Source organism: Aeromicrobium sp. Root236, assembly GCF_001428805.1.
Lineage (GTDB): Bacteria > Actinomycetota > Actinomycetes > Propionibacteriales > Nocardioidaceae > Aeromicrobium.
On sequence record NZ_LMIS01000001.1, the window covers coordinates 3,606,486 to 3,631,638 of the forward strand.

Genomic DNA, 25,153 nt, shown 5'->3' on the forward strand with positions numbered 1-25,153 from the left:
AGCAGACTGCGTTGAGGCGGGTCGAGCGATCACGCCGAAGGCGTCAGGTGACGAGACCTGGTGGGCCGTCGACGCAGCGTTCCGAGGTCCCTAGTCCCCGGAGCTGAAGGCGGCGTCGAAGGCTGCGGTGGGGGCGTCGAACAGGTTGGCCTTGACGAACGCCAGGGCCTCGGGCGCTCCGAGCAGGCGGTCCATGCCGGCGTCCTCCCACTCCACCGAGATGGGTCCGTCGTAGCCGATCGTGTTGAGCATCCGGAAGCACGCCTCCCACGGCACGTCCCCACGCCCCGTCGACACGAAGTCCCAGCCGCGCCTCGGGTCGGCCCAGGGCAGGTGGGAGCCGAGCCGGCCGTTGCGTCCGTTGCCGGTCTGCTTCTTGGCGTCCTTGCAGTCGACGTGGTAGATCCGGTCCTTGAAGTCCCACAGGAAGCCCAGGGGATCGAGGTCCTGCCAGACGAAGTGTGACGGGTCCCAGTTGAGCCCGAACGCCTCGCGGTGACCGATCGCGTCGAGGGCGGCATGCGTCGTCCAGTAGTCGTACGCGATCTCGCTGGGGTGCACCTCGTGCGCGAAGCGCACACCCTCCTCGTCGAACACGTCGAGGATCGGGTTCCAGCGGTCGGCGAAGTCCTGGTAGCCGGCGGCGATCATCGCCTCCGACGCGGGCGGGAACATCGCGACGTACTTCCAGATCGACGAGCCGGTGAACCCGATGACGGTGTCGACGCCGAGCATCCTGGCCGCGCGAGCGGTGTGCTTCATCTCCTCGGCGGCGCGCTGGCGTACGCCCTCAGGGTCACCGTCGCCCCACACGCGCGCCGAGAGGATGTCCTGGTGCCGTTGGTCGATCGGGTCGTCGCAGACCGCCTGACCCTTGAGGTGGTTGGAGATCGCGTAGACCTTGAGGTTGTAACGCTCGAGGATGTCGAGCCGGGTCTGGATGTAGCCGGGGTCCTCGACAGCGGCCCACGGGTCGAGGTGATCGCCCCAGCAGGCGATCTCGAGACCGTCGTAGCCCCAGCCGGAGGCCAGGCGCGCGACCTCCTCGAACGGCAGGTCGGCCCACTGGCCGGTGAACAACGTGATCGGACGAGTCATGAGGTTGCTCCTGTCGATTGCGTCGTGCCGTCGGCGGCGCTCGCCTCGACCGCGGCCAGCACCCGCTGCACCGCGAGGCCGTCGGCGAACGAGGGGACCGGGTCGGCACCCTTGGCGATGTCGGTGACGAGGTCGACGACCTGGTGGGTGAAGCCGTGCTCGTAGCCGAGGCCGTGCCCCGGCGGCCACCAGGCCGCGATGTACGGGTGGGTGGCCTCGGTGACCATGATGCGGCGGAACCCCGCGATGGCGGGATCCTCGGTCGCGTCGAACAGCTCGAGCACGTTCATGTCCTCGAAGTCGAACGCGATCGAGCCGCGCGTGCCGTTGACCTCGAGCCGCAGGGCGTTCTTGCGGCCCGTGGCGAACCGGGTCGCCTCGAACACGCCGATGGCGCCGTCGGCGAAGCGGGCGGTGAAGGCGGCCGCATCGTCGACGGTCACCGGTCCGCGCTCCGCGTCGGCGCTGGAGGTGCCGCCGAGCGTCGCGCTCTCGCCCGCGATGGGACGGGTCTTGACGAACGTCTCCATCAGGCCGTTCACCGACGTGATCGACGAGCCGGTGACGAACTGCGCCATGTCGATGATGTGGGCTCCGATGTCCCCGAGTGCGCCGGATCCCGCGAGCGACTTGTCGAGCCGCCAGCTCAGGGGAGCGTTCTCGTCCGCGAGCCAGTCCTGGAGGTACTGCCCGCGTACGTGGCGAATCGTCCCGATGCGGCCCTCCGCGACGAGCTGCCGGGCGAACGCGACGGCCGGCGTACGTCGATAGGTGAAGCCGACCATCGCGCGTACACCGTGCTTCGCGGCCTCGGCGGCTGCGGCGGCCATCGCCTCGGCCTCCTCGACGGTGTTGGCGAGCGGCTTCTCGCAGAGCACGTGCTTGCCGGCCTCGAGGGCGGCGATCGCGATCTCCGCGTGGGTGTTGCCGGGGGTGCAGATGTCGATGACGTCGATGTCGTCGCGAGTCAGCAGCGCTCGCCAGTCGGTCTCGACGGACTCCCAGCCGAAGCGCCGGGCGACGTCACCGGCGGCGTCCTCGTTGCGGCCGCAGATCGCGGTCAGCCGCGGACGGAGCGGCAGGTCGAAGAAGGAGGGGGCGGTGCGCCAGGCCTGGGAGTGGGCGGCGCCCATGAAGGCGTAGCCGACCATGCCGATCCCGAGCTCGGTACGTGTGTCGGTCATGTCCCTGCTCTCGTGTGAGTGGTCTCAGTGTGGCGTGGTGGGTGGGGACCCGCGGCGGTGACCGCGGGCCCCCGACCGGTCAGGACTCGAAAGCCGACTTGATGTAGGTGTCGACGTTGTCCTTGGTGACCACGGGTGCGGCCAGCTTGATCTGACGCGGCACCTCGACCTCCGAGAGGTCCGACATCGACTTGCCCTGGACCAGCAGGCGGGCGAGCTTGATGCCGTCGGCGGCCTGGGTCGACGGGTAGATGACCGTCGCCTTGAGCACCGTGTTGTCGGCCTTGATGTCGCGCATGACGTTGGCCGAGCCGGCGCCACCGATCATGGTGAACTCGTCGCGGTTGGCGTTCTTGATCGCCGCGAGGACGCCGACACCCTGGTCGTCGTCGTGGTTCCACAGGTAGTCGATCTTGGGCGCGGCCTGCAGCAGGTTGGACGCCGCCTTCTCACCGGACTCGACCGTGAACTCGGCAGCGACGCGGTTGTTGACCTTGAGGCCACACTTCTTGAGCGCGTCGGCGAAGCCCTTGGACCGGTCCTGCGTCAGGGGCAGCGAGTCGATGCCGGCGATCTCGGCGACGATCTTGTTCTTGTCGCCCTTGGCGTGGTCGCAGACGTACGTGCCGGCCGAGACGCCCATGCCGTAGTTGTCGCCCAGCACCGTGGTGCGGGCGGCGAACGGCGAGTCGAACTCACGGTCGACGTTGATCACGACGATGCCGGCGTCCATGGCCTTGCGAGCCACGGACGTCATCGCGGCGCCGTCGAACGGCAGCAGGACGATCGCGTCGACCTTGTCGTTGATGAACGTCTCCACCTGCGAGATCTGCAGGTTGACGTCGTTGGTGCCCTCGGCGACCTTGAGCTGGACGTCGCCGTACTGCTTGGCCTGGGCGACGGCGGCCTTGGTGATCGCACCCATCCAGCCGTGGTCGGCTGCCGGGGCGGAGAAGCCGATGACGACCTTCTTGCCGTCCTTGTCGTTGTCGGTGTTGCTCTTGCTGACGTTGGAGTCGCCTCCGCCGTCGGAGCTGTTGCCGCAGGCACCGAGCACGAGCGTGGCTGCTGCAAAGGCACCGACGATCGCGAGACCGCGACGCCGACGATGATGGAAAACGGACATGGTGTGGACTCCTGTTGTGGTGGGGGCGGACGGGCGTGGAGAAGTCAGGTCTTGCGGTTCGCGACCTGCTGCTGGAGCAGCACGGCGATCACGATGATCACGCCGTTCGCGACGGCCTGGGTGGACGTCGAGAGGTTGTTGAGCGTGAAGACGTTGGTGAGGGTCGTGAAGATCAGGACACCGAGCAACGTGCCGGTGACGGTGCCGCGGCCACCGCTGAGCAGCGTGCCGCCGATCACGACGGCTGCGATGGCCTGGAGCTCGAGGCCCGTGCCATGGGTCGAGGACCCTGTCGTGGTGCGGGACATCAGCATCACGGCGGCGATGCCGCAGGTCAGGCCCAGCAGGGCGTACAGATAGACCGTGTGACGCTGCACCTTGATGCCGGCCAGCCGGGCGGCCTCGGGGTTGCCGCCGACCGCGAAGGTGCGCCGGCCGAACGTCGTGCGGTTGAGCAGGAACCAGCCGGCGACGGTGACCAACGCGAAGATGATGACGATGACGGGGATGCCCAGCGGCTCGCCGCCGAAGAAGTCGGTGAAGCCCTGGTTGCGGATGATCTGGGTCTTGCGGTCGGCGATGACCTCGGCGAGACCGCGGGCCGAGGCGAGCATCGCCAGCGTGGCGATGAACGGGACGACCTTGCCGTACGCGATGAGGATGCCGTTGATGAGGCCTGCACAGGTGCCGACCAGCAGGGCGCTGAAGACCATCGCGATCCAGCCGATGCTGTCGGCCATGTCCTGCGTGCCGGTCGTGGTCGCCCACACCGATGCGAGTGCCAGGATCGCGCCGACCGAGAGGTCGATGCCACCGCCCGTGATGACGAACGTCATGCCGATCGACACGACGCCGACCACGGCGGCGAGGCGCAGGATCGTCAGCAGGTTCTCGGTGCTGGCGAACCGGTCGCCCGCCGTGATGACGCCGACGACGCACAGGATCACCAGCGCGATGACCAGTCCCAGGTTGCGGGCGATGCTGAGCGTGCCGCCGCCGTCCCCCTTCGTGGGGGCGGGCACCGTCAGCGAGGGGTCGTTCTGGAGGGAGGCGCTCACGCGATGTCTTCTTCCTGGATCGGGGGCGATTCGTGCTCGGCGAGGATGCGGTCGAGCACGCCGGAGGCGTCGATGGCGTCGGTCGGGCCGTCGTGGACGACCCGGCCGTCTGCGACGACGAGGACCCGGTCGGACAGCCCGAGCACCTCCTCGATGTCGCTGGAGACGATCACGAGGGCCACGCCGGAGTCGGCGAGCTCCCGGATCAGCGTGTAGATCTCGGCTCGGGCGCCGACGTCGACGCCGCGGGTCGGCTCGTCGAGCAGCAGCACCTTGCACGACCGCAGCAGCCAACGGGCCAGGACGACCTTCTGCTGGTTGCCGCCCGAGAGCGTGCGGATGATGCGGTCGGGATCGTCGGGGCGTACGTCGACGGAGCGGGCGGCCTCATGAGCCGCGCGACGCTCCGCGCCCTCACGCGAGATGCCGTACTGCGCGAACCGGTCGAGGCTCGCCAGCGAGATGTTGCGGTAGACCGCGTCGTCGAGCACGAGGCCCTGCGACTTGCGCTCCTCGGGGCACAGCCCCAGGCCGGCGGAGACGGCAGCCGAGACCGACCCGTTGCGCAAGGTGCGCCCGTCGACGGTGACCGAGCCGGAGCCGGCTCGTCGAGCGCCGTAGATCGTCTCGATGATCTCGCTGCGCCCGGCGCCGACCAGTCCGGCGATGCCGACGATCTCGCCAGGACGTACGTCGAACGACACGTCGGTGAACTCGCGGTCGCGGCTGATCGAGTCGACGCTCAGCAGGGGAGCGACGTCGGGCAGCTCGGCCGTACGCCGGGGGAACACCGACGACACGGTGCGCCCGGTCATGAGCGTGATGAGCTCGGAGGTCGGCGTCTCGCGGGCCGGCAGGTCGGTCGCGACGGTGCGGCCGTCCTTGAGCACCGTGAGCCGGTCGCCGATGCGGCGGATCTCCTCGAGCCGGTGCGAGATGTAGATGATCGCCGCGCCGGACGACCGCAGGTCCTCGACCACGCGGAACAGGCCGTCGACCTCGTCCGGGTCGAGGACGGCTGAGGGCTCGTCCATCACGATGACGCGCGCGTTGCGGGACAGGGCGCGAGCCATCGACACGATCTGCTTGCCGGCGGCGGAGAGGCTGCCCACCTCGCGGGTCGGCCGGATCTCGGGGTGGCCGAGCCGGCGCAGCAGCTCACGCGCCGCGCGGTTCATGTCGCGGTCGCGGGTGACGCCGCCGCGTGCCTTCTCGTGACCGAGGAAGATGTTGTCGGCGACGCTGAGCCCGTCGATGAGGTCGAGCTCCTGGTAGATCGTCGCGATGCCCGTCGCCAGCGCCGCCTGCGGGTCCGAGAAGCTGACCGGCTCGCCCTCCCAGAGGATCGTGCCCTCGTCGACGTCGTGGGCGCCCGACAGGACCTTGATCAGCGTCGACTTGCCGGCGCCGTTCTGCCCGAGCAGGCAGTGCACTTCGCCGGCGCGCACGACGAGGTCGACACCGTCGAGGGCGCGGACGCCGGGGAACTCCTTGACGATGCCGCGCATCTCGAGCAGGGGCTGTGGCATGGCGGTGATGCTAGTCACACGTTTTGTCGTTCGTCAAGCAAAAGTATGATGCTGGTCGGCATACTTGGTTCACAATCGTCATGAAAGGGGGCATGGTTTACTCATGGCCATGACCGTGCCTCCCGCGCTGCCGCCGACCCTCGCCGGCACGGGTGAGCTGTTCCAGCTGCTGCGCGACGGCACCCCTCGTACGCGAGCCGAGCTCGCCCAGCTCTCGTCCCTCGCGCGGTCGACCGTGACCGCGCGGGTCGATGCGCTGCTCGCCTCCGGCCTGCTCGCACCCGTGGGCGAAGCCGCGTCGACCGGCGGCCGCCCGCCCACCCGCTTCGCCCTCAACCGCGACAACCGGGTCGTGCTGGCGATCGACCTGGGCGCGTCGCACGCGAGCGTCGCCGTGACCGACCTGTCCGGTCAGGTGCTCGACGAGAAGACCGTGGACAGCGACATCGCGGACGGCCCCGAGAAGGTCCTCGACCGTGTCACGGCGATCGGTCGCAAGCTGCTGACCGCGATCGACCGCCCGCTCAGCGACGTCGCCGGCGTCGGCATCGGCGTGCCCGGACCGGTCGAACACGCCACCGGCCGGCCCGCGAACCCGCCGATCATGCCGGGCTGGCACGACTTCGACATCCCGGCGCACCTCGGCAAGACGTTCGTCGGTCCCGTCCTCGTCGACAACGACGTCAACCTCATGGCGCTGGGGGAGTACGCCACGTCGTGGCAGTCGGCCCCGCACCTCCTCCTCGTCAAGGTCGCCACCGGCATCGGCGCCGGCATCGTCTCGGACGGCCGGCTCATGCGTGGGGCTCTCGGCTCGGCCGGCGACCTCGGGCACGTGCAGGTCGCCGGAGCCCGGGACGACGTGGTGTGCCGCTGTGGCAACACCGGCTGCCTCGAGGCCGTCGCGGCCGGCCCGGCGATCGCGGCCAAGCTGCGGGAGCGCGGGCTCGACGTCGAGGGCTCGCAGGACATCGTCGATGCGGTCGTCGCCGGCGAGATCGCCGCGCTCCAGGCCGTACGCGAGGCGGGTCGCGACCTCGGCTCGGTGCTGGCGACCTGCGTCAACATGCTCAACCCGTCCGTCATCGTGATCGGCGGCAAGCTCTCAGAGGCCGGGGAGTACCTCCTGGCGGGCGTACGCGAGGTCGTCTACCAGCGTTCGTTGCCGCTGGCGACGCATGACCTGCGGATCGTCAGCACGTCGGCCGCGAGCCGCGGGGGAATCCTCGGCGCGAGCGCCATGGTGGTCGACGCCGTGCTGGCGCCGCGTGCTGTCGACGAGTACGTGGCGAGACAGGCTGCAGCGCAAACGGCCTAGTCAGCCGGGTCCGACGACAGGTGGGGTCGCCCACCTACACTCGACGGGTGATTCGATTCGACAAGGTCACCAAGACCTATCCCGGCCAGAAGCGCGCTGCGCTCGATGCCGTCGACCTGGAGATCGAGAAGGGCGAGTTCGTCTTCCTCGTCGGCTCCTCCGGCTCGGGCAAGTCGACGTTCCTGCGCCTGATCCTCCGCGAGGCCCGGCCGACCACCGGTCGCGTCTATGTTGCGGGCAAGGAGATCAACAAGCTCTCGAGCTGGAAGGTGCCCAAGCTGCGCCGCCAGGTCGGCACGGTGTTCCAGGACTTCCGGCTGCTGCCCAACAAGACCGTGACCGAGAACGTCGCCTTCGCGCTGCAGGTCATCGGCAAGTCGCGCAGCGAGATCAACCGGGTCGTCCCCGAGACGCTGGAGATGGTGGGGCTCGAGGGCAAGGGTCACCGCATGCCCGACGAGCTCTCGGGTGGCGAGCAGCAGCGCGTCGCCGTTGCGCGCGCGTTCGTCAACCGGCCGATGATCCTCATCGCCGACGAGCCCACCGGAAACCTCGATCCCGCGACGAGCGTCGGCATCATGAAGCTGCTCGACCGGATCAACCGCACTGACACCACCGTGGTCATGGCGACGCACGACTCGTCGATCGTCGACCAGATGCGCAAGCGGGTCATCGAGCTCGACAACGGACTCGTCGTCCGTGACGAGGCCCGCGGCATCTACGGCTACCAGAACTAGGAGACGTCGATGCGAAGCACCTTGAGCGAGCTGCGTCAAAGCCTGTCCCGCAACAAGTCCATGACGATCTCATTGGTCGTCACGATGACGGTGTCCCTGCTGCTCGTGGCACTGGGTCTGCTGATCCAGAGCCAGGCCGACCGGACCGAGAAGTACTTCGGCTCCAAGCTCCAGCTGCAGGTCAACCTGTGCACCAAGAACTCGCCGAGCTCCAACTGCCTCGGCGGCGTCGCGACGGACGACCAGAAGAAGGCCGTGCAGCAGGCGCTGCGCGAGAACCCTGAGGTCAAGTCGTTCGACGTCCGTACGCCCAACGACAACTACGAGCGGGCACGGGCGCTTCTCGGCCAGTCCGACAGCGGGCGCAAGCAGCTCGAGACCCTCAGCCCGGACTCGTTCCCCGAGTCCTACTTCGTGACCCTCAAGGACGCCGACAAGTACGACGGCGTCGTCAGCCAGGTTGCCGGGATGGACGGGGTCGGCAACGTCAACTCGCTCAAGAAGCTGCTGAGCCCGCTGTTCGACTTCCTCACCAACATGAAGGTCGGTGCTTGGGCGGTCGCGCTGCTCCTGATCGTCGCGGCGATCCTGCAGGTGTCCAACACGATCCGCATGACGGCATACGCGCGCCGGCGCGAGATCGGCATCATGCGTCTCGTCGGCGCCTCGAGCTGGCACATCCAGCTGCCGTTCGTGCTGGAGTCGCTGATCGCGGCGCTGCTCTCGGCGGCACTGGCCGCTGGGGGCCTGGCCGCGTTCATGTACTTCGTGGTCTACCGCTACCTCCGGCACACCCTGGGTCAACTCACGACGTGGGTGGGCTGGCACGAGGCGCTGGTCGTCATGGGCGGGACGACGTTGCTCGCCCTGGCGCTCGCGCTCGTCCCGACGCTGGTGATGACCCGCAAGTACCTCGACGTCTAGCCACTCCCGGCGGTCAAATGCTTCCCGGTGTGACTGATGTGACGTAAGGTGCGGGAGAGACAACCGACACGTCCTCCCTCCGGGGAGGATCTTCCCCCGAGGTCGAGGTCATGCTTTCCACCACCCGCAGAGCATCGCTGGCGGTGCTGCTGGTCGCAGCACTCATCGCTGCGCTGACGACTCCGTCGTTCGCCGACAAGAGGGATGACCTCGAGAAGCACAAGAAGGACGTCAGCGGCAAGATCGGCGACGCCAAGAAGGACCTCGAGCAGTCGACGAAGCAGTACGCCAACGCGGTGGCTGCCCTCAACCGCGCCCAGGCGAGACTCAACGCCGCCCAGGCCAAGCTCAGCAACACCCGCGGCGCCCTCGCGACTGCGAAGGCACGTGACGCACAGATGCAGGCCAAGCTCATCTCGACCCAGGCCGAGCTCGATGCCGCCAAGGCGCGACTCACCCAGAGCAAGGCCGAGCTGCGCGAGTCCGAGGCCAAGGTGGAGCAGTTCGCGGTCCAGAACATCGAGCAGGGTGACCCGGGCATGCGTGCGTTCAGCGGGCTGCTGCAGGGCGAGGATCCCACCGCGTTCACCGAGCAGATGAGTCTCAACGACGCGGTCAGCGACGACCAGACCGCCACGATGCAGGATCTCGCCGCGACGCGGGTGCTCCTCGAGGTCAAGCGCGACAAGGTGACGAGGCTCCGCAACCAGGTCAAGGTGCAGCGTGAGGCCGCCGCCGCCAACCTCGTACGCAAGCAACAGCTCGAAGCCGCGGCGGCGGACCAGGCGGCCGAGGTCGTCAAGCTGGTCACCGCTCGCAGGGGCGCCCGCTGGACCGCAGCCAAGCTCCGTGCGGAGGACAAGAAGCAGCTCGCCTCGCTGGAGAACGAGCGGGCCCAGACCGAGGCCAAGATCCGGGCACTGACGCCCAAGCAGGTCAAGGACGCCGGCGGCGACGGTGGGGGCACCCTGTCCTACCCGGTCAGCGGCTTCCCGATCACCTCGCCGTACGGCATGCGCTTCCATCCCGTGCTGCACGTCTGGAAGCTGCACGACGGCACCGACTTCGGCGCCCCGTGCGGCACGCCCGTCCACGCCGCTGCTGGTGGCACGGTCCTGCAGACGTACTACAACGGCGGCTACGGCAACCGGATCATCCTCAACAACGGCCGCATGCGCGGCAAGGGGATCGTCACGACGTACAACCACCTGACCCGCTGGACCGTGAGCCCGGGGCAGCACGTCAAGCGCGGCGAGACGATCGGCTACTCCGGCACGACCGGCTACTCGACCGGCTGCCACCTGCACTTCATGGTCCTCGTCAACGGGTCCACCGTGAACCCCATGGGCTGGCTGTAGGAGACCCGTGCCGGTCGTCGAGTCGAGCGTGATCCTCGGAGTCGATCCCGCCACCGCCTTCGCTGTGTCGCAGACGACCGGCGAGACGCGCCTGCGGTGGGACCCGTTCATCCACGAGCAGCACCTGCTGGACGGGGCCACGGCGCCCGCCAAGGGCGTACGCACCGCGACCCGGCACCGCCTCAGGATCCTGCGGATGACCAGCGAGTACGTGTCGTTCAACCCGCCGACCAATGTCGGGATGAAGATGCTCGAGGGACCGTGGTTCTTCGAGTCGTTCGCCGGCGGCTGGCGTTTCGCCCCGGTCTCCGGCGGCGGTGGCACCCGGGCGACCTGGCGCTACAACTTCCGCTGCCGGCCCCGCTGGCTCGCGCCGGTCGTCGAGTGGATCGGCGCCCGGGTGCTGCGCCGCGACATCGATCGCCGGATCGCCGGCTTCGCCCGGGGCTGCACCGATCCCGTGGTGCTGGCGGCCGTACGCCGCTGACTGTCTGCCCGACATGAGAACATGGGTGTGTGGCCAAGGAAACCGGGCGCAAGCTCGTTGCGCAGAACAAGAAGGCGCGCCACGACTTCCACATCGAAGACACGTTTGAGGCCGGACTGGTCCTCACCGGCACCGAGGTGAAGTCGTTGCGTGCGGGTCGCGCATCCCTCGTCGACGGGTTCGGCGAGATCGAGCGCGGCGAGGCGTGGCTGCTGCACGTGCACATCCCGGAGTACACGCAGGGCACGTGGACCAACCACGAGACGCGTCGTCGCCGCAAGATGCTGCTCAACCGGCAGGAGATCGACCGGATCGAGCGGCGTACGTCCGAGAAGGGCCTGACGATCGTCCCGCTCTCGCTCTACTTCAAGGACGGCCGGGCCAAGGTCGAGATCGCCCTGGCCAAGGGCAAGAAGACGTACGACAAGCGGCATGCGATCGCCGAGCGCGACGCGACCCGCGAGGCTGAGCGCGACCTCGGGCGTCGGCTCAAGGGCATGTAGCGGTGGCTCTGCAGGACGCCGACCTCCCGGCATGGACCGAGAAGCTCGGCATCCCGGGCATCGTCGACGTCCACACGCACTTCATGCCGCCGGCGATCCTCGCCAAGGTGTGGGCCTACTTCGACTCGGCGGGCCCGCTGCTGGGGCGCCCGTGGCCGGTGACCTACCGCGGCAGCGACGACGAGCGCGTCGCCCAGCTGCGCGCGATGGGAGTCAAGCGCTTCTCGGCGCTGTCGTACGCCCACAAGCCGGGCGTCGCGGAGTTCATGAACGAGTGGACCGCGGAGTTCGCGGCGAACACGCTTGACGCCCTGCACTCGGCGACGTTCTACGCCGAGCCGGAGGCGGCGACCTACGTGCCGAAGCGCATCGCCGACGGGGTCGACGTCTTCAAGGCGCACGTGCAGGTCGGTGACTTCGCGCCGAACGACCCGGTGCTGGAGCCGGTGTGGGCCGCCCTCGCCGAGAGCGGCACGCCGATCGTCCTCCATGCTGGGTCCGGCCCCGCGCCCGGCACCTACACCGGGCCCGCCGGCGTCGCCGACGTCCTCACCCGCCATCCGGACCTGGCGCTGATCATCGCGCACCTCGGGATGCCCGAGATCTCGGAATTCCTCGATCTCGCCGAGAGTTACGCCAACGTGCGGCTCGACACCACGATGGCCTTCGTCGACTTCTGGGGACTCCCGATCCCCGACGGCGTCGCGCCGCGCCTCGCGGGGCTGCAGGACAAGATCCTGTTCGGCACCGACTTCCCCAACATCCCCTATGCGTACGCGCACCAGGTCGAGGTGCTCGAGCGGCTCGACCTCGGCGACGACTGGCTGCGCTCGGTGCTCTGGCACAACGGCGCCGAGCTGTTCGGGGTCTCGGCATGACCGAGCGCCAGCTGGGGGTACCCCCACGAGCCCTGCGAGTAGGGGGCGGGAATCATGTGGCAGCAGTCATGCCGTCGCCCGCATGTCGTGGGCTCTTCCTGCGGGCGTCGACATGAGGCTGGCGAGCGCGCAGGGCAAGTGGCTGCTGGCGGCGATGATCCTCGGATCGGGCATGGCGTTCCTGGACGGCTCGATCGTGGGGCTCGCGCTGCCGGCCATCACCCGTGACCTGGGCGGTGGCCTGCCAGGTCAGCAGTGGACCGTCAACGCCTACACGCTGACGCTCGCGGCACTGATCCTCGTCGGCGGCTCGCTGGGTGATCGCCTGGGCCGACGGCGCGTCTTCGTCGTCGGTGTCGTCTGGTTCGCGGCGGCCTCCGTCGTGTGCGCGGTGTCGCCCACCATCGAGGTGCTCGTGGCGGCACGCGGCCTGCAAGGTGTCGGCGCGGCGCTGCTGACGCCCGGCAGCCTGGCCATCATCTCGGCGTCGTTCGTGCCGGAGGACCGCGGCCCCGCGATCGGCGTCTGGTCGGGGCTCGCCGGGGTCACGACGGCCATCGGCCCGCTGGTCGGAGGCTGGCTGGTCGACTCGGTGGGCTGGCGGTCGATCTTCTGGATCAACGTGCCGCTCGCGGCCGCCGTCGTCTACCTGTCGGTGAAGCACGTGCCGGAGACGACCGGTGAGCAGAAGAAGCTCGATCTCGGTGGCGCCGCTCTGACCGCGATCGGCCTGGCCCTGCTGACGTACGGGCTGGTCGAGGAGTCATGGATGTGGTCGGTGGGCGGCGTCATCGTCCTGGCGGCGTTCGTGGTCCATCAGAAGGTCACGCCGCACGCCCTGGTGCCGCTCGAGCTGTTCGCCAACCGGGTGTTCACGGCGGCCAACATCTGCACGTTCGCGATCTACGGCGCGCTCGCGGCATCCGGCTTCCTGCTGGTGCTGCAGCTCCAGTACGTCGCGGGGTTCTCGCCGCTCGAGGCGGGCCTGTCGACGATCCCCGCGACGATCCTGATGCTGCTGTTCTCCGCGAAGTCCGGTGCGCTCGCGACCAGGATCGGTCCTCGGTGGCCCATGACGTTCGGTCCACTGGTGGCGGCCGGCGGCCTGCTGTGGTGGCTCATGATCGACGAGCACACCAACTTCTGGATCGACGTGCTGCCCGGCTCGGTGGTCTTCGGCATCGGCCTGGTGCTGCTCGTCGCGCCGCTCACCACCGCCGTGCTGGCTGCGGCCCCCGACATGCAGACCGGCATCGCGTCCGGCATCAACAACGCGGTTGCCCGCACGGCGTCGCTGCTCGCCGTCGCCGCGATCCCGCCGATCGCCGGGATCGCCGGCTCCGACTTCGCGGACCCCGACGTGTTCGCGCCCGGCTTCCGCATGGGCATGCTGATCTGCGTCGGCATGCTGGTCGTCGCCGGAGCCTGCGCCGCAGCCCTGATCCACGGGCGTGCGGTGAGCCCGGAAGCCCTGCTGGCCGAGGACTAGGCAGCCGCCGTACGACCCGCTCTCGGAATTCCTGGGTCGGTCCGGAGGTTGTACAGGAGTAGGATGGTGACGTTGCTTCGGCAGCGTTTGAAAACTCAAGAGGGGCTGATCGGTTTCGACTAAGGTCGTTCGATTCAGGTGAAGCGGGTAGAGGATCCAGGGTTATCTCTTAAACGATCTCTGGAAACCAACAAGTGCCGATTCAAAGCGCACTGACTTCGCCCTCGCTGCTTAAGCGATAGGTGAAGGGCTGGCCCGGGGGCGTTCCCGCTCCGGATCGCCAGTCTCATTTAGGGGACTTGCTGATCACACGGCGTCGCAGCGTGTGATCGGGACTTTTCTGCGACTGGGCCTGTCGGCGACGCGTTCGTCCGAGCGTCGGGGCCGAGAAAAGCGACAGACGAACTGCACCCGGAGAAGCCCTGACTCAGCGCCATAGGACCCGGGTTCGATTCCCGGCAGCTCCACGACATGACAAGACCCCGCCGCCCCGGTTTTGGGCGACGGGGTCTTGTCATGTCGTGAAACCAGCAGAGTGAATCGAGTGGGCCCCTCCGTCGCGGCGAAGCCGCTCATGAAGGGATCCCCGCAGTTCCCCGCACCTACAGCTCCGTCTCGGTCAGCGGCTCGGCAGAGCCGGCGACGCGGATCTCGACCTTGGCGATGGAGGCCTTGGGCACGGCGCTCGAGGCGGACAGTGATGCAGCCGTGGGATCGGTGGCGACCCACGACGCGGCGACCGTCTCTCGGCCGGACGTGTCGATGACGACGAGCTCGTACACACGACTGGCGCTGTAGCCGCTGGTCGCCAGGTAGCGGCAGTTCCAGTCCAGCCGGGTGCCCCAGGCCTTCTTCTCGACTCGCAGGCTGGCGGTCATGACGCCGGGCTGCACCTCGCTCATCGCCACGAACCGGCCAGAAGGCTGGTCGTCCGCCGACCCCACGGCGTAGCCGGCGACACCGAGGCCCAAGGCCGCGGCGACGCCCGCGCCGGCGATCGCGACGCGCACGCGGCGGCGACGACGCGCGGCAGCCGTGGCCAGGCGGGTCACGAGGCCGTCCGAGTGGGGCTCCTCGACGGGCTCGAGCAGGGCGAGTGCCTCGTCCTTGCTCAGGGTGGCGAGGATGCCGGGCATCCCGGCGAGCTCGGCGACAGCCGCCGAGCAGGCATCGCAGGTGGCGAGGTGAGCCTCGTACGCCCGCCGGTCGTCGGGCCCGAGCTGGCCGAGGACGTACGCGGCGTCCCAGTCGTGGAACGGATCGTCGTTCATCGCGTGACACCTCTTTCCTGCATCGCGAGTCGTAGGGCGCGGAGCGCGTAGTGCATGCGTGAGCGGACCGTGCCTTCGGGAATGCCCTCCTCGCGAGCGACCTCGGCGGCGGAGCGGCCGAGGTAGTACGAGTTGACGACGGCTTGGCGGTGCTCGGGCGACAGCGACCTGAGGGCGTCGGACACGAGCCACCGGTCCAGGGTCGCGTCGGTGCCGTCGCTGCGCGACGTCTCGGGCAGTCGTTCGCTCGACACCTCGTGGAGGTGGCGAGCGCTGCGTCGGTCATCGATCACCAGGTTGCGAGCCACCGTGAAGAGCCAGGCCCGCGACGCGGCGTCGCCCTGCTCGAGGATCGCGGGGCGCTTCCAGGCACGGAACAGCGCCTCCTGCACGACGTCCTGGGCGAGCGCCGGGTCGTACGTCAGCCGGGTCACGTAGCGCAGGAGGGCAGGCGCGTGCGTGTCGTGCAGCGCACGCAGCAGCTCGTCCTGGTCCTTGGGCATCCGTCCTCCAGGCCCTACAACGGGAAGCAGGGCCATTTCGTTCAACTCCTCAGGTCATTGAACGCCTTGTGCGTCGCTCTCGTCCTCACATCAGGGGCGTACGCGCGCCTCCATGGCTCGAAGGAAGTTGATCGTCATGAACAGCAGGCTCATCCTCGCCGCGGCAGGCGGCTCGCTCGCCCTGCTCGGCCTCACGGCATGCGGAGGCTCCGACTCGGCGGGCGACGTCCCAGCCAAGGGGTCCGTCATCGGTACGTCAGACACCTCGTTCGGCACGATCGTCGTCGACGGCAAGGGCATGACGGCGTACGTCTTCGACAAGGACTCCCCGGGCTCCGGCAAGAGCGCCTGCACGGGGGAGTGCGTCGAGGAGTGGCCGGCGATCACCACGTCGTCGGACCAGCCCGAGGTCGACGGCGTGACCGGCAAGGTCGGCACGATCACGGGCACCGACGGAGCGAAGCAGGTCACGCTCGACGGCCGGCCGCTCTACACGTTCCATGACGACGAGGACCCGGGTGACACCGAAGGGCAGGGTGCCGAGGGTGGCATCTGGTGGGTCGTGTCGCCGGCCGGCGACAAGATCACCGACAGCCCTGACACCACGGGCGGCGGGGGCTACTGAGCGCTGGCGGGCCGACGTATCGTCGAAGGCATGTCGACCTTCACTGATGCACAGATCGAAGAAGCCCTCGAGTCGCTGCCCGGGTGGTCACAGGAGGGCGAGGCGATCGTCCGGACGTACGAGTTCGCGGACTTCCGCGCGGCGCTCAGCTTCATGAACCGCGCTGCGGGGCCGGTCGAGGAGATGGACCACCACCCGGAGTGGACCAACGTCTACAACCGGGTCGACATCCGGCTCAGCAGCCACGATGTCGGCGGGGTCACCGGCCGCGACATCCAGCTCGCGAACGTCCTCGAGCGGGTGGCGGGGGCCGTCGCCTAGGCCCAGAGGTCGCTGCCGAACTTGAACCAGATCGCGGAGATCACGGCGACGTACCAGAGGATGTTGATCAGCAGCGTCCACTCGGTCACGATCCGGGAGACGGGGTTGTGAGGCGCGTACGCCCGCAGGTTGCGCGCGGTCACCCAGACGAAGATCGGGATCGTGATGGTCCACACCACCATGCAGTAGGGGCACAGGCCGTGGATCTCGTAGATGCTCTGGTACTGCAGCCACGTGACGAACGCGATCCCGAAGATGACGCCGAGCTGGAGGCCGAGCCACACGAACTTCGGCAGCGCGACCCGGGCCAGCACGAGGACGCCGATCACCACGACGATCGCGAAGCCGGCCACCCCGATGATCGGGTTGGGGAAGCCGAATGCCGAGGCCTGGTCGGTGTTGATGACCTTGCCGCAGCCGACGATGGGGTTGATGTCGCACGACGTGCTGCCCGGCTTGCCGTCAGCGAGGTCCTGGAGATAATTGACCTTCTCGATGATGAGCCTCGCGGCGGAGAACAGCCCGATCGCACCGCCGATCGTCAGCAGGAGCCCGAGTCCCCGGCTCGCCAGGGTGTTCTCGTCGGTGGTGTCGACGTCGTCGATCAGATCGGTCATAACGGTGATCCTAGGGTGAGTGGGCAACTCCACACGGACCGATCACTGGCGTAACCCGATTATTTGGGTTACGCTTTTTGGCATACCAACAGTATGTGAGAGGTCACCATGAGCGCGCACACCAGCCCAGAGCACGTCGACGTCATCATCGTCGGAGCAGGACTCTCCGGAATCGGCGCGGCATACCGGCTCCAGGAGCAGTGCCCCGGCAAGTCGTACGCGATCCTCGAGGCGCGCGAGGCCGTCGGTGGCACGTGGGACCTGTTCCGCTACCCGGGCATCCGCTCGGACTCCGACATGTACACGCTGAGCTTCCCGTTCCGCCCGTGGACCAACCGCAAGTCGATCGCCGACGGTGAGCACATCCGCGAGTACATCCGTGACGCGGCAGACGAGTTCGGCATCGCCGACCACATCCAGTTCGGCCACCGCGTGGTCTCGGCAACGTGGTCGTCCGACGACGCACGCTGGACTGTCACCTCGCAGGTCGGTGGGACGACCGTGGTGCAGACCGCCTCGTTCCTCTATCTCTGCAGCGGCTACTACAACTACGACAAGGGCTACCAGCCGGAGTTCCCCGGCCTGGACTCGTTCGAGGGCCGGGTCGTGCACCCGCAGTTCTGGCCGGAGGACCTGGACTACGCGGGCAAGAAGGTCGTGGTCATCGGTAGCGGTGCGACGGCGGTGACCCTGATCCCGTCGATGGCGGACGACGTCGAGCACATCACGATGCTGCAGCGTTCCCCGACGTACATCACGACGCTGCCGGCCGAGGACAAGCTCGCCCAGCTCATGCGCAAGGTGCTGCCGGCGAAGCTCGCCCACCGTGCGGTCCGCCGCAAGAACGCGATCGTCACGATCGGCTTCTACCAGTTCTGCCGGCGGTTCCCGACTGCTGCGACCAAGCTGCTCCTGGGCCGCGCCAAGCGGCAGCTGCCCGAAGGGTCGGACATGAGGCACTTCACGCCTCGCTACAAGCCGTGGGACCAGCGCCTGTGCGTCGTGCCCAACGGCGACCTGTTCCGGGCGATCCGCAGGGGCAAGGCGTCGATCGCGACCGACACGATCAAGACGTTCACCCCGAACGGCATCGACCTGGATTCCGGCGAGCACCTGGACGCCGACATCGTCGTGACCGCGACCGGCCTGCAGGTCGTCGCGTTCGGCCAGCTCGAGATCGAGGTCGACGGCCGGCGCATCGACCCGCACGACGTCTACGTCTACAAGGGCCTGATGTTCAGCGGCGTGCCCAACATGGCGTGGTGCGTCGGCTACACCAATGCGTCGTGGACGCTGCGTGCCGACCTGTCGTCGCAGTACGTGTGCCAGTACCTCAACCACCTCGACGCCAAGGGCTACGCGTTCGGGATGCCCGATCCGGCGGGCGCGGCGGGCCAGGCGCGGCCGATCCTCGACCTGACGTCGGGCTACGTCACGCGCGTGGCCGACCTGCTGCCGCAGCAGGGCACCAGCTCGCCGTGGACGATCCGCCAGAACTGGCTGCTCGACTCGTACGACATGAAGCGGACCGACCTGGAGCAGGACATGGTGTTCGAGAAGGCGAAGGTGTCCGTCCCCGCCTGAACGCGGGGGTGGTGCGCCAGCATGTCTGCGGGCAGTCCATGATGGTGGCTGCGCGTCGGGGGATCGCACCTCCTCTGGCGTGTCGTCACGACCAGGTGCCCGGGGGACCGCATGACCGACACTGCCACGACCGAACCGAACCAGCCCACCAGCCGCCGACGGCTGCTCATCGTCCTCGCGGCGGTCCTGGTCGTCGTGATCGCACTGATCGTCGGCTCGTTCCTGTACGCGGCGTCGGCGGCGAACGGCAAGGCGTCCGACTACGACGACGCGTACGCCGCCTGGAAGGCCAAGGACAAGGCCGTCCTCCTGGCTGCGACGGCCAAGCTGCCGGTGGACACCTACCTGCGCAAGGACACCTCGTCGGCCAAGGGACTCGCCAAGCAGAAGAAGGGCTGTGACGCCGTCGCTGCCGCCCGTGAGGACCTTGCTGACGCAGCCCGACGCCTGCCGACCATGGGTGACAGCGGGTTCATGGCGAAGGTGAGCTCGAAGTACAGCGACGCGGGTGACCGGTCCGAACGGCGAGCCAAGCTGGTGGCCACCTACGTCAGCACGGCATCCAAGACGCTGGCGCAGGTGGAGCGCGACTGCCGCTGGAACATCGCCTACAACACCTCGGCGGTCAAGCCCAACAAGCTGTGGAAGGACACGGAGAAGTACCTCATGAAGGGAACTGGCTCCGAGCCGGGAGTCACCTGCAGCGAGAAGGTCTGCATCTCGTCGATCACCAAGAAGAAGAACAAGTACGCGGACCTGCGCATCCGAGCGCTCAAGGAGCAGCGCAAGACCCTGGCCCTGCTGAAGTCCAAGGACTGCGAGGCCACGTCGTACGGCCGGGCCTGCGTCACGTTGGCGAAGTCGTACGCGTCGACGGTCAGGACGAGCCTCGCGTCGTACACCTTCATCCGCAAGACGGCCAGCACCGTCGGCAACAACGGCATCGACAAGAGGCAGGCCAAGGAGCGGAAGGCGTGGAAGGCTGCGGTCAAGGCGGATCGCGCGGCCGTCCTGAAGGTGGCGCCGGAGCTCAAGAAGTCGAAGGACCTCAAGGCGAGCCCGTCGTGGACCGACATCTTCTTCGCGCACGTCGACAAGCGGCTTCTGGCCGGCCTGAAGGACGAGCGCGCGGCGATCGGCAAGCTCTAGGTCTGGCAGTGCGGGCACCAGAAGGTGTTGCGCTCGGTCGTGGGTCGATCGCCGAGCGTGCCGCTGCGGAGCGGCGTGCCGCAGCGGCGGCAACGCGCTCGCTCGCGGCCGTACACCCAGCGTTCCTCACCATGCCGGGCGCTGCCGGTGAACGACCGCTCGATCCGTGACTTGTTGACGTCGAGCATCTTCTGGCCCCGCGCGATGACCCGGCGGATGTCGGCGACCTCACCGACCGGACGGGTCGGCAGGAGGCCCATCAGGAACAGCAGCTCGTTGACGTACTCGTTGCCGAATCCCGCGACGTTGCGCTGGTCGAGGAGGGCGAGATGGACCGCGCGGGCGGGGTCGGCGGCCACTCGCCGTGTCGCCTCGTCGAGATCGAAGTCGCCGCCCAGCAGGTCGGGGCCGAGGTGGCCGACGACCGACTCCTCGTCGCCGCGGGCGAGCACCTCGAGGATGCCGAGGGAGTAGCCCACGGCCTGCCACTCGTCGTTCTCGAGGACGGCACGTGCGGTGTGGCCGGGCCGGCGCCATGGGCTGCCGAGCCGGTAGACGTGCCAGGCGCCCTCCATCTTGAGGTGCGAGTGGATCGAGTGCTCGGGCGTCCGGATCAGCAGGTGCTTGCCGCGGCTGACCACCTCGTCGACCCGCGAGCCGCTGAGGTCGACCGTGGCGTAGGCCGGCACGCGGAAGTCGGTGCGGGTCAGCTCGCGGCCGGCCAGCGCCTCGTGGAGGTGGCGGGCCGCGCGCCAGACGGTGTCACCCTCAGGCATCGAGGCGCAGGCCCTTGATCGTGCGCTCGAAGCCGGCCTCGAGCAGGGCTTCACCGAACGCCGTGGAGGCGACCGGCCGGCCGTCGGCGGTCTCGATCGTCAGACGGCTGATGCGCTTGGCGCGCACCGTGCCGACGAGCGAGGTGGCCGCGGCCGACAGCCGTGCGGGATCGTCGTCGAACACCAGCACCTTGCGACCGCCGCGCTCGAGGTAGACGACGACGCGGCCGTCGTGGAGGACGACGAGCGATCCGGCCTTGCGAGCAGGCCGGTGTCGGGTGCCCTCGTCATCGACGGCGCGTTCGGGCCACGGCAGCGCGGCACCGTAAGGATTGGCGGGATCGGTCGCGGCCAGCGTGAGTGCAGCAGCGTCGCTGGGCCGGTCGTCGTCGGTCGCGTGGCCACGCATGCGGTCGACCGTGGCGGGTGCGGCGAACTGGGCCGCGCCGAGCGTCTCGATGTAGTAGCCGCGCAGCACGGCGCCCGTCTGCTCCAGCTCGCGCAGCACGCGGTAGACGCCGGCGAACCCGCCGGGGGTCTGCTCGGCCATGACGGAGCCGCGGGTCACCACGCCGTAACGGCCCACGAGGGACTCGGTGCGGGCGAGCTGGAGGCTCGTGGTGTCGCTCGTCGTCTCGGCCAGCGTGAACCAGCGGCCGCTGACGGTCGGCGGGCCCTGCAGCGCGACGCGGGGAGACCGGGCGCGCCGACCGTGGATGCGGGCTCTCGGGGTCGGCCGCGTCGTGCGGTGCGCGCCACCGCGGCCCACGAGCGTACGGACGGGGGCGAACGTGTCGTTGCTGACCCGGCCGGACCACACGAGGTCCCACAGGGCCTCGGCGAGTGCACCGTGGTCGTCGGTGCCGACCGCGTCGGCGAGCTGGCGGAAGAGGAAGGCGCCGCCACCGTCGAGCGCCTCGGCGATCGTGGCCTGCAGCGAGTCGGGCTCGGGTGGGGTCGTGCCGGCGGCGCGGAGCACCAGGTCGGACGGGTGCAGCTGGACCCAGCCGTCGTTGCCCGGGAGGGTGCCGGCTCCCGACCACATGACCTCACCGGCGGTCGTGAGCTCGTCGAGCATCGCCGGGGAGTAGTCGCGGACGCGGGCAGGCAGCACCAGCGACTCCCACGCTGATGCCGGCAGGGCCAGCCCCGCCAGCTGGTCGATCGCGGTGAGCACCCCGTCGGGACCGCGGAGGTTGCCGCCCACGCCCTGCCAGGACGGCAGGAACCGGGCGTAGGTCAGCGGGTCGACGGGCTCGACCTGGTGGCGCGCGGCGGCGAGCGAACGTGAGCGCAGCCGGCGCAGGACGCCGGGCTCGACCCATTCGGTGCCGGTGGCCTGAGGCCTGAACTCACCTTCGGTCAGCCGGCCGTCGCGGGACAGCCGGCGCAGGACCTGGAGTGCCACGGAGCTGCCGAGCCCGAAACGAGCGGCTGCCTCGTCGGTCGTGAACGGCCCACGCGTGCGGGCGAAGCGCGAGATGAGATCGGTCAGCGGGTCGGCGGTGACCTCGAGGAAGGCCTCGGGAACGCCCATCGGCACGACGACGCCCAGGGCGTCGCGGAGCCGGCCGGCGTCCTCGACCACGGCCCAGCGCACCTCGCCGGCCATGGCGACCTCGATCGCGCGCCGCGCCGCCTGCAGCTCGCCGAGCCACGTGGCGGCATGGTCGGCCACGTCGGGCTGGAGCCGCGCTGCCACCTCTGCGGTGGTGAGCGGTCCGAGCATGCGGAGCAGGTCGGCGACGCCCTCGATGTCCTTGGCTCGCCGGTCGTCGGTCAGCCGCTGCAGCTCGAGCTCGGTCTGCTCGATCACGGTGGGATCCAGCAGCTCGCGCAGCTCGGCGCGACCCAGCAGCTCGGCGAGCAGGGTCGGGTCGAGCGTCAGCGCCGACGCCCTGCGCTCGGCCAAGGGCGTGTCGCCCTCGTAGAGGAACGCCGCGACGTAGCCGAACAACAGGTTCTGGGCGAACGGGGACGCGCGCTCGGTCGTGACCTCGGCGATCTGCACCTCGCGCGAGGCCAGCCGCTTGGTCAGGGCCATCAGGGCCGGCAGGTCGTAGACGTCCTGGAGGCACTCGCGGGCCGTCTCGAGCAGGATCGGGAACGTCGGATGGTTGCGCGCGACGTCGAGCAGCTGGGCCGAGCGCTGGCGTTGCTGCCACAGCGGTGCCCGGGAGCCCGGGTTGCGGCGGGGGAGCAGCAGAGCCCGCGCGGCGCACTCGCGGAATCGCGACGCGAACAACGCCGAGCTGCCGACCTCCTCGGTGACGATCTTGCCGAGGTCGTCGGTGTCGAACACGAACAGGTCGGCGCCGGGGGGCTCGGTCTCGGTGTCGGGGATGCGCGCAACGATGCCGTCGTCGCTGGCCACGACGGATCCGTCCATGCCGAACCGCTCGACGATGCGGGCGCCGATCGCGAGTGCCCACGGCGCGTGGACGCGCCGGCCGAACGGCGAGTGCAGGACGACCCGCCAGTCGCCGAGCTCGTCGCGGAACCGCTCGACCACGAGGGTGCGATCGGACGGCACCTGGCCGGTGGCGTCCTTCTGGTCGCGCAGATAGGCCGCGAGGTTGTCCGACGCCTGGCGCCCGAGGCCGAGGGCCGATGTGCGCTCCGCGAGCTTGGCCGGCGACAGGTTGGCCGCCTCGCGGACGAAGCCGCCGATGGCCTCACCGAGCTCATAGGGGCGCCCGACGGCATCGCCCTTCCAGAACGGCAACCGTGCCGGCTGCCCGAACGCCGGCGTGACGATGACCCGGTCGTGAGTGATCTCCTGGATGCGCCAGCTCGTCGCACCGAGGGCGAAGACGTCGTTGATGCGCGACTCGTAGACCATCTCCTCGTCGAGCTCACCGACCTTGCGGCTCGCGCCGGAGTCGTCGGTGCCCGCGGCGAGGTTGACCGAGAACATGCCCCGGTCGGGGATGGTGCCGCCACTCGTGACGGCGAGGCGCTGGGCGCCGGGACGCCCGGTCAGGGTGCCGGCATCGCGATCCCAGACGAGCCGTGGCCGCAGCTCGGCGAACTCGTCGGAGGGATAGCGACCGGCGAGCAGGTCGAGCGTCGCGTCGTAGGCCGAGCGCGGCAGCGTCGCGAACGGGGCGCTGCGGCGTACGGTGTCGAACCACTCCTCGACGTCGACCGGCTCGAGCGCCGTGACCGCCACGGTCTGCTGCGCGAGGATGTCGAGCGGGTTGGCGGGGATGTCGAGGCGTTCGATCAGGCCCTGCTGCATGCGCGAGGTCGTGACGGCGGCGCCGAGCAGGTCCTGGCGGGACGTCGGGAAGGTGACGCCCTGGGACACCTCGCCGACCTGGTGACCGGCACGGCCGACCCGCTGCAGTCCGCTGGCGACCGAGGGTGGGGAGGAGACCTGGATGACCAGGTCGACCGCGCCCATGTCGATGCCCAGCTCGAGGCTCGAGGTCGCCACCACGCACCGCAGCCGGCCGGTCTTGAGCTCGTCCTCGATCAGCGCACGTTGCTCCTTGCTGACCGATCCGTGGTGGGCCCGGGCCAGGACCTCTCCGTCCTCCTGAGACGGCCGGGTCTGTGCGCTGCCGCCCATGAGCTGGGCCGGTGGCCGCCCCGCGCCGGCCCCGACGGGTTGGGCGCCGACGTGATCGGCGTACGCCTCGTTGAGACGCGCGGTCAGCCGCTCGGCCACGCCACGGGAGTTGACGAAGATGATCGTCGAGCGGTGCTCGAGCACCCGCCGCATGATGGCGTCCTCGACGTGCGGCCAGATGCTGCCTCGAGGCTGCTCGTCGTCGATGCCGCGGGCCGCGCTGCCTTCGTCGCGCGGCGGCGCGGGGATGCTGGTCATGTCGTCGACCGGCACCTCGACCTCGAGGGCCAGGCGCGCAGGTGACTCAGGGGCGACGACGGTGACCCTGGCGGCCCCGCCCAGGAAGCGCGCGACCTCGTCGTGCGGGCGCACCGTCGCGCTGAGCCCGATGCGACGGGCCGGCCGCTCGAGCAGCGCGTCGAGCCGCTCGAGCGAGAGGGCCAGGTGCGCCCCACGCTTGGTGCCGGCCACGGCGTGGATCTCGTCGACGATGACGGTCTCGACCGTCCGCAACGTCTCGCGAGCCGCCGAGGTCAGCATGAGGAACAGCGACTCAGGCGTCGTGATCAGGATGTCGGGCGGATGGGTCACGAGCGCCCGGCGATCGCGCTGAGGCGTGTCGCCGGAGCGTACGCCGACCGTGACCTCACGGAACTCGTCGCCACGCCTCGCCGCGGCCTGCGTGATGCCGACGAGAGGCGAACGCAGGTTGCGCTCGACGTCCACCGCCAGGGCCTTGAGCGGGGAGATGTAGAGGACGCGGGTGCCCTCGGACTCGCCGGCGTGCATGAGCCGGTCGATCGAGGACAGGAACGCCGCGAGGGTCTTGCCGGACCCGGTCGGTGCGACCACCAGGACGTGCTCGTCGCCGGCGACCGCGTCCCACGCACCGAGCTGTGCCGGCGTCGGCGCGTCGAAGGACTCGTCGAACCACTGCCGGGTGGCGGGGGCGAAACGGTCGAGCGTGCCGGTCATCGTCCCATCGTCGCAGCCACCACCGACATGCGCCCGGGAGTGCCCGGACGGGAGGCTCGGGCCGGATAG

Annotated in this window: 22 protein-coding genes and 1 other RNA gene; 13 read left to right on the top strand and 10 right to left on the bottom strand. The window is 69.3% G+C overall.

The features are described from left to right. Positions 1-90: 90 nt before the first annotated feature. From ASE12_RS18090 to ASE12_RS18110, 5 genes are all read right to left on the bottom strand, one after another. Positions 91-1,098, bottom strand: coding sequence for a sugar phosphate isomerase/epimerase (locus ASE12_RS18090; RefSeq protein ID WP_056403890.1), 1,008 nt, complete (start codon positions 1,096-1,098; stop codon positions 91-93). Further along, complete coding sequence (locus ASE12_RS18095) at positions 1,095-2,282, bottom strand: Gfo/Idh/MocA family protein (RefSeq protein ID WP_056403894.1); 1,188 nt, start codon at positions 2,280-2,282, stop codon at positions 1,095-1,097. The genes ASE12_RS18090 and ASE12_RS18095 overlap by 4 nt, the downstream gene beginning before the upstream one ends. A gap of 79 nt (positions 2,283-2,361) precedes the next feature. Next, entirely contained in the window at positions 2,362-3,408 is a 1,047-nt protein-coding gene (locus tag ASE12_RS18100) for a substrate-binding domain-containing protein (RefSeq protein ID WP_056403898.1), read from the bottom strand. A 44-nt stretch (positions 3,409-3,452) separates the two neighbouring features. Then, the gene (locus ASE12_RS18105) at positions 3,453-4,466 is read right to left on the bottom strand and encodes an ABC transporter permease (RefSeq protein ID WP_056403901.1); all 1,014 of its coding nucleotides are present in this window, start codon (positions 4,464-4,466) and stop codon (positions 3,453-3,455) included. Beyond that, entirely contained in the window at positions 4,463-5,995 is a 1,533-nt protein-coding gene (locus ASE12_RS18110; RefSeq protein WP_200955049.1) for a sugar ABC transporter ATP-binding protein, read from the bottom strand. Before ASE12_RS18110 ends, ASE12_RS18105 begins: the two co-directional genes overlap by 4 nt. 109 nt (positions 5,996-6,104) lie before the next feature. Here ASE12_RS18110 and ASE12_RS18115 point away from each other — a divergent pair, with 109 nt between their 5' ends. From ASE12_RS18115 to ssrA, 9 genes are all read left to right on the top strand, one after another. Further along, complete coding sequence (locus tag ASE12_RS18115; protein ID WP_082582505.1) at positions 6,105-7,313, top strand: ROK family transcriptional regulator; 1,209 nt, start codon at positions 6,105-6,107, stop codon at positions 7,311-7,313. 47 nt (positions 7,314-7,360) lie between these two features. Continuing rightward, positions 7,361-8,050 carry a cell division ATP-binding protein FtsE gene (ftsE, locus tag ASE12_RS18120; protein WP_056403906.1) on the top strand — a complete coding sequence of 230 codons (690 nt, stop codon included), beginning with the start codon at positions 7,361-7,363 and terminating at the stop codon, positions 8,048-8,050. 9 nt (positions 8,051-8,059) lie between these two features. Beyond that, positions 8,060-8,974 (top strand): permease-like cell division protein FtsX, encoded by a 915-nt coding sequence (gene ftsX, locus ASE12_RS18125; RefSeq protein WP_082582382.1) that lies wholly within the window; start codon positions 8,060-8,062, stop codon positions 8,972-8,974. 110 nt (positions 8,975-9,084) lie between these two features. Continuing rightward, positions 9,085-10,332, top strand: a complete 1,248-nt coding sequence (locus ASE12_RS18130; protein WP_082582383.1) for a peptidoglycan DD-metalloendopeptidase family protein — start codon at positions 9,085-9,087, stop codon at positions 10,330-10,332. A 7-nt stretch (positions 10,333-10,339) separates the two neighbouring features. Continuing rightward, positions 10,340-10,819 carry a type II toxin-antitoxin system RatA family toxin gene (locus tag ASE12_RS18135; RefSeq protein ID WP_056403917.1) on the top strand — a complete coding sequence of 160 codons (480 nt, stop codon included), beginning with the start codon at positions 10,340-10,342 and terminating at the stop codon, positions 10,817-10,819. Between the two features lie 29 nt (positions 10,820-10,848). Continuing rightward, positions 10,849-11,322: an SsrA-binding protein SmpB gene (gene smpB / locus ASE12_RS18140; protein WP_056212575.1), complete on the top strand. Its 474-nt coding sequence runs from the start codon at positions 10,849-10,851 to the stop codon at positions 11,320-11,322. A gap of 2 nt (positions 11,323-11,324) precedes the next feature. Then, entirely contained in the window at positions 11,325-12,200 is an 876-nt protein-coding gene (locus tag ASE12_RS18145; protein ID WP_056403920.1) for an amidohydrolase family protein, read from the top strand. A 112-nt stretch (positions 12,201-12,312) separates the two neighbouring features. Beyond that, the gene (locus tag ASE12_RS18150; RefSeq protein WP_162255525.1) at positions 12,313-13,689 is read left to right on the top strand and encodes an MFS transporter; all 1,377 of its coding nucleotides are present in this window, start codon (positions 12,313-12,315) and stop codon (positions 13,687-13,689) included. 101 nt (positions 13,690-13,790) lie between these two features. Next, positions 13,791-14,159, top strand: a transfer-messenger RNA (tmRNA) gene (gene ssrA, locus ASE12_RS19890). A gap of 132 nt (positions 14,160-14,291) precedes the next feature. On the opposite strand, the gene ASE12_RS18155 is transcribed toward ssrA, so the two are convergent. Continuing rightward, positions 14,292-14,960: an anti-sigma factor gene (locus ASE12_RS18155; RefSeq protein ID WP_056403923.1), complete on the bottom strand. Its 669-nt coding sequence runs from the start codon at positions 14,958-14,960 to the stop codon at positions 14,292-14,294. Next, a complete protein-coding gene (locus tag ASE12_RS18160; RefSeq protein WP_056403926.1) occupies positions 14,957-15,463 on the bottom strand; it encodes a sigma-70 family RNA polymerase sigma factor in 507 nt (168 codons plus the stop codon). The genes ASE12_RS18155 and ASE12_RS18160 overlap by 4 nt, the downstream gene beginning before the upstream one ends. Positions 15,464-15,599: 136 nt before the next feature. Between ASE12_RS18160 and ASE12_RS18165 the strand changes: the two genes are divergently transcribed. Together ASE12_RS18165 and ASE12_RS18170 are read left to right on the top strand one after the other, a co-directional pair. Continuing rightward, positions 15,600-16,088, top strand: coding sequence for a hypothetical protein (locus ASE12_RS18165; protein ID WP_056403928.1), 489 nt, complete (start codon positions 15,600-15,602; stop codon positions 16,086-16,088). 30 nt (positions 16,089-16,118) lie between these two features. Then, positions 16,119-16,409, top strand: coding sequence for a 4a-hydroxytetrahydrobiopterin dehydratase (locus ASE12_RS18170; protein WP_056403930.1), 291 nt, complete (start codon positions 16,119-16,121; stop codon positions 16,407-16,409). Here the strand turns inward: ASE12_RS18170 and ASE12_RS18175 are convergent. Then, positions 16,406-17,026 (bottom strand): vitamin K epoxide reductase family protein, encoded by a 621-nt coding sequence (locus ASE12_RS18175; RefSeq protein ID WP_056403933.1) that lies wholly within the window; start codon positions 17,024-17,026, stop codon positions 16,406-16,408. The genes ASE12_RS18170 and ASE12_RS18175 overlap by 4 nt on opposite strands. Positions 17,027-17,134: 108 nt before the next feature. Between ASE12_RS18175 and ASE12_RS18180 the strand changes: the two genes are divergently transcribed. After that, entirely contained in the window at positions 17,135-18,610 is a 1,476-nt protein-coding gene (locus tag ASE12_RS18180) for an NAD(P)/FAD-dependent oxidoreductase (RefSeq protein ID WP_056403937.1), read from the top strand. A gap of 111 nt (positions 18,611-18,721) precedes the next feature. Continuing rightward, positions 18,722-19,759: a hypothetical protein gene (locus ASE12_RS18185; protein ID WP_056403940.1), complete on the top strand. Its 1,038-nt coding sequence runs from the start codon at positions 18,722-18,724 to the stop codon at positions 19,757-19,759. On the opposite strand, the gene ASE12_RS18190 is transcribed toward ASE12_RS18185, so the two are convergent. Together ASE12_RS18190 and ASE12_RS18195 are read right to left on the bottom strand one after the other, a co-directional pair. After that, positions 19,756-20,535 (bottom strand): DNA-formamidopyrimidine glycosylase family protein, encoded by a 780-nt coding sequence (locus tag ASE12_RS18190; RefSeq protein WP_056403943.1) that lies wholly within the window; start codon positions 20,533-20,535, stop codon positions 19,756-19,758. The genes ASE12_RS18185 and ASE12_RS18190 overlap by 4 nt on opposite strands. Continuing rightward, positions 20,528-25,084: an ATP-dependent helicase gene (locus ASE12_RS18195; RefSeq protein WP_056403947.1), complete on the bottom strand. Its 4,557-nt coding sequence runs from the start codon at positions 25,082-25,084 to the stop codon at positions 20,528-20,530. Before ASE12_RS18195 ends, ASE12_RS18190 begins: the two co-directional genes overlap by 8 nt. Between the last annotated feature and the right edge of the window lie 69 nt (positions 25,085-25,153).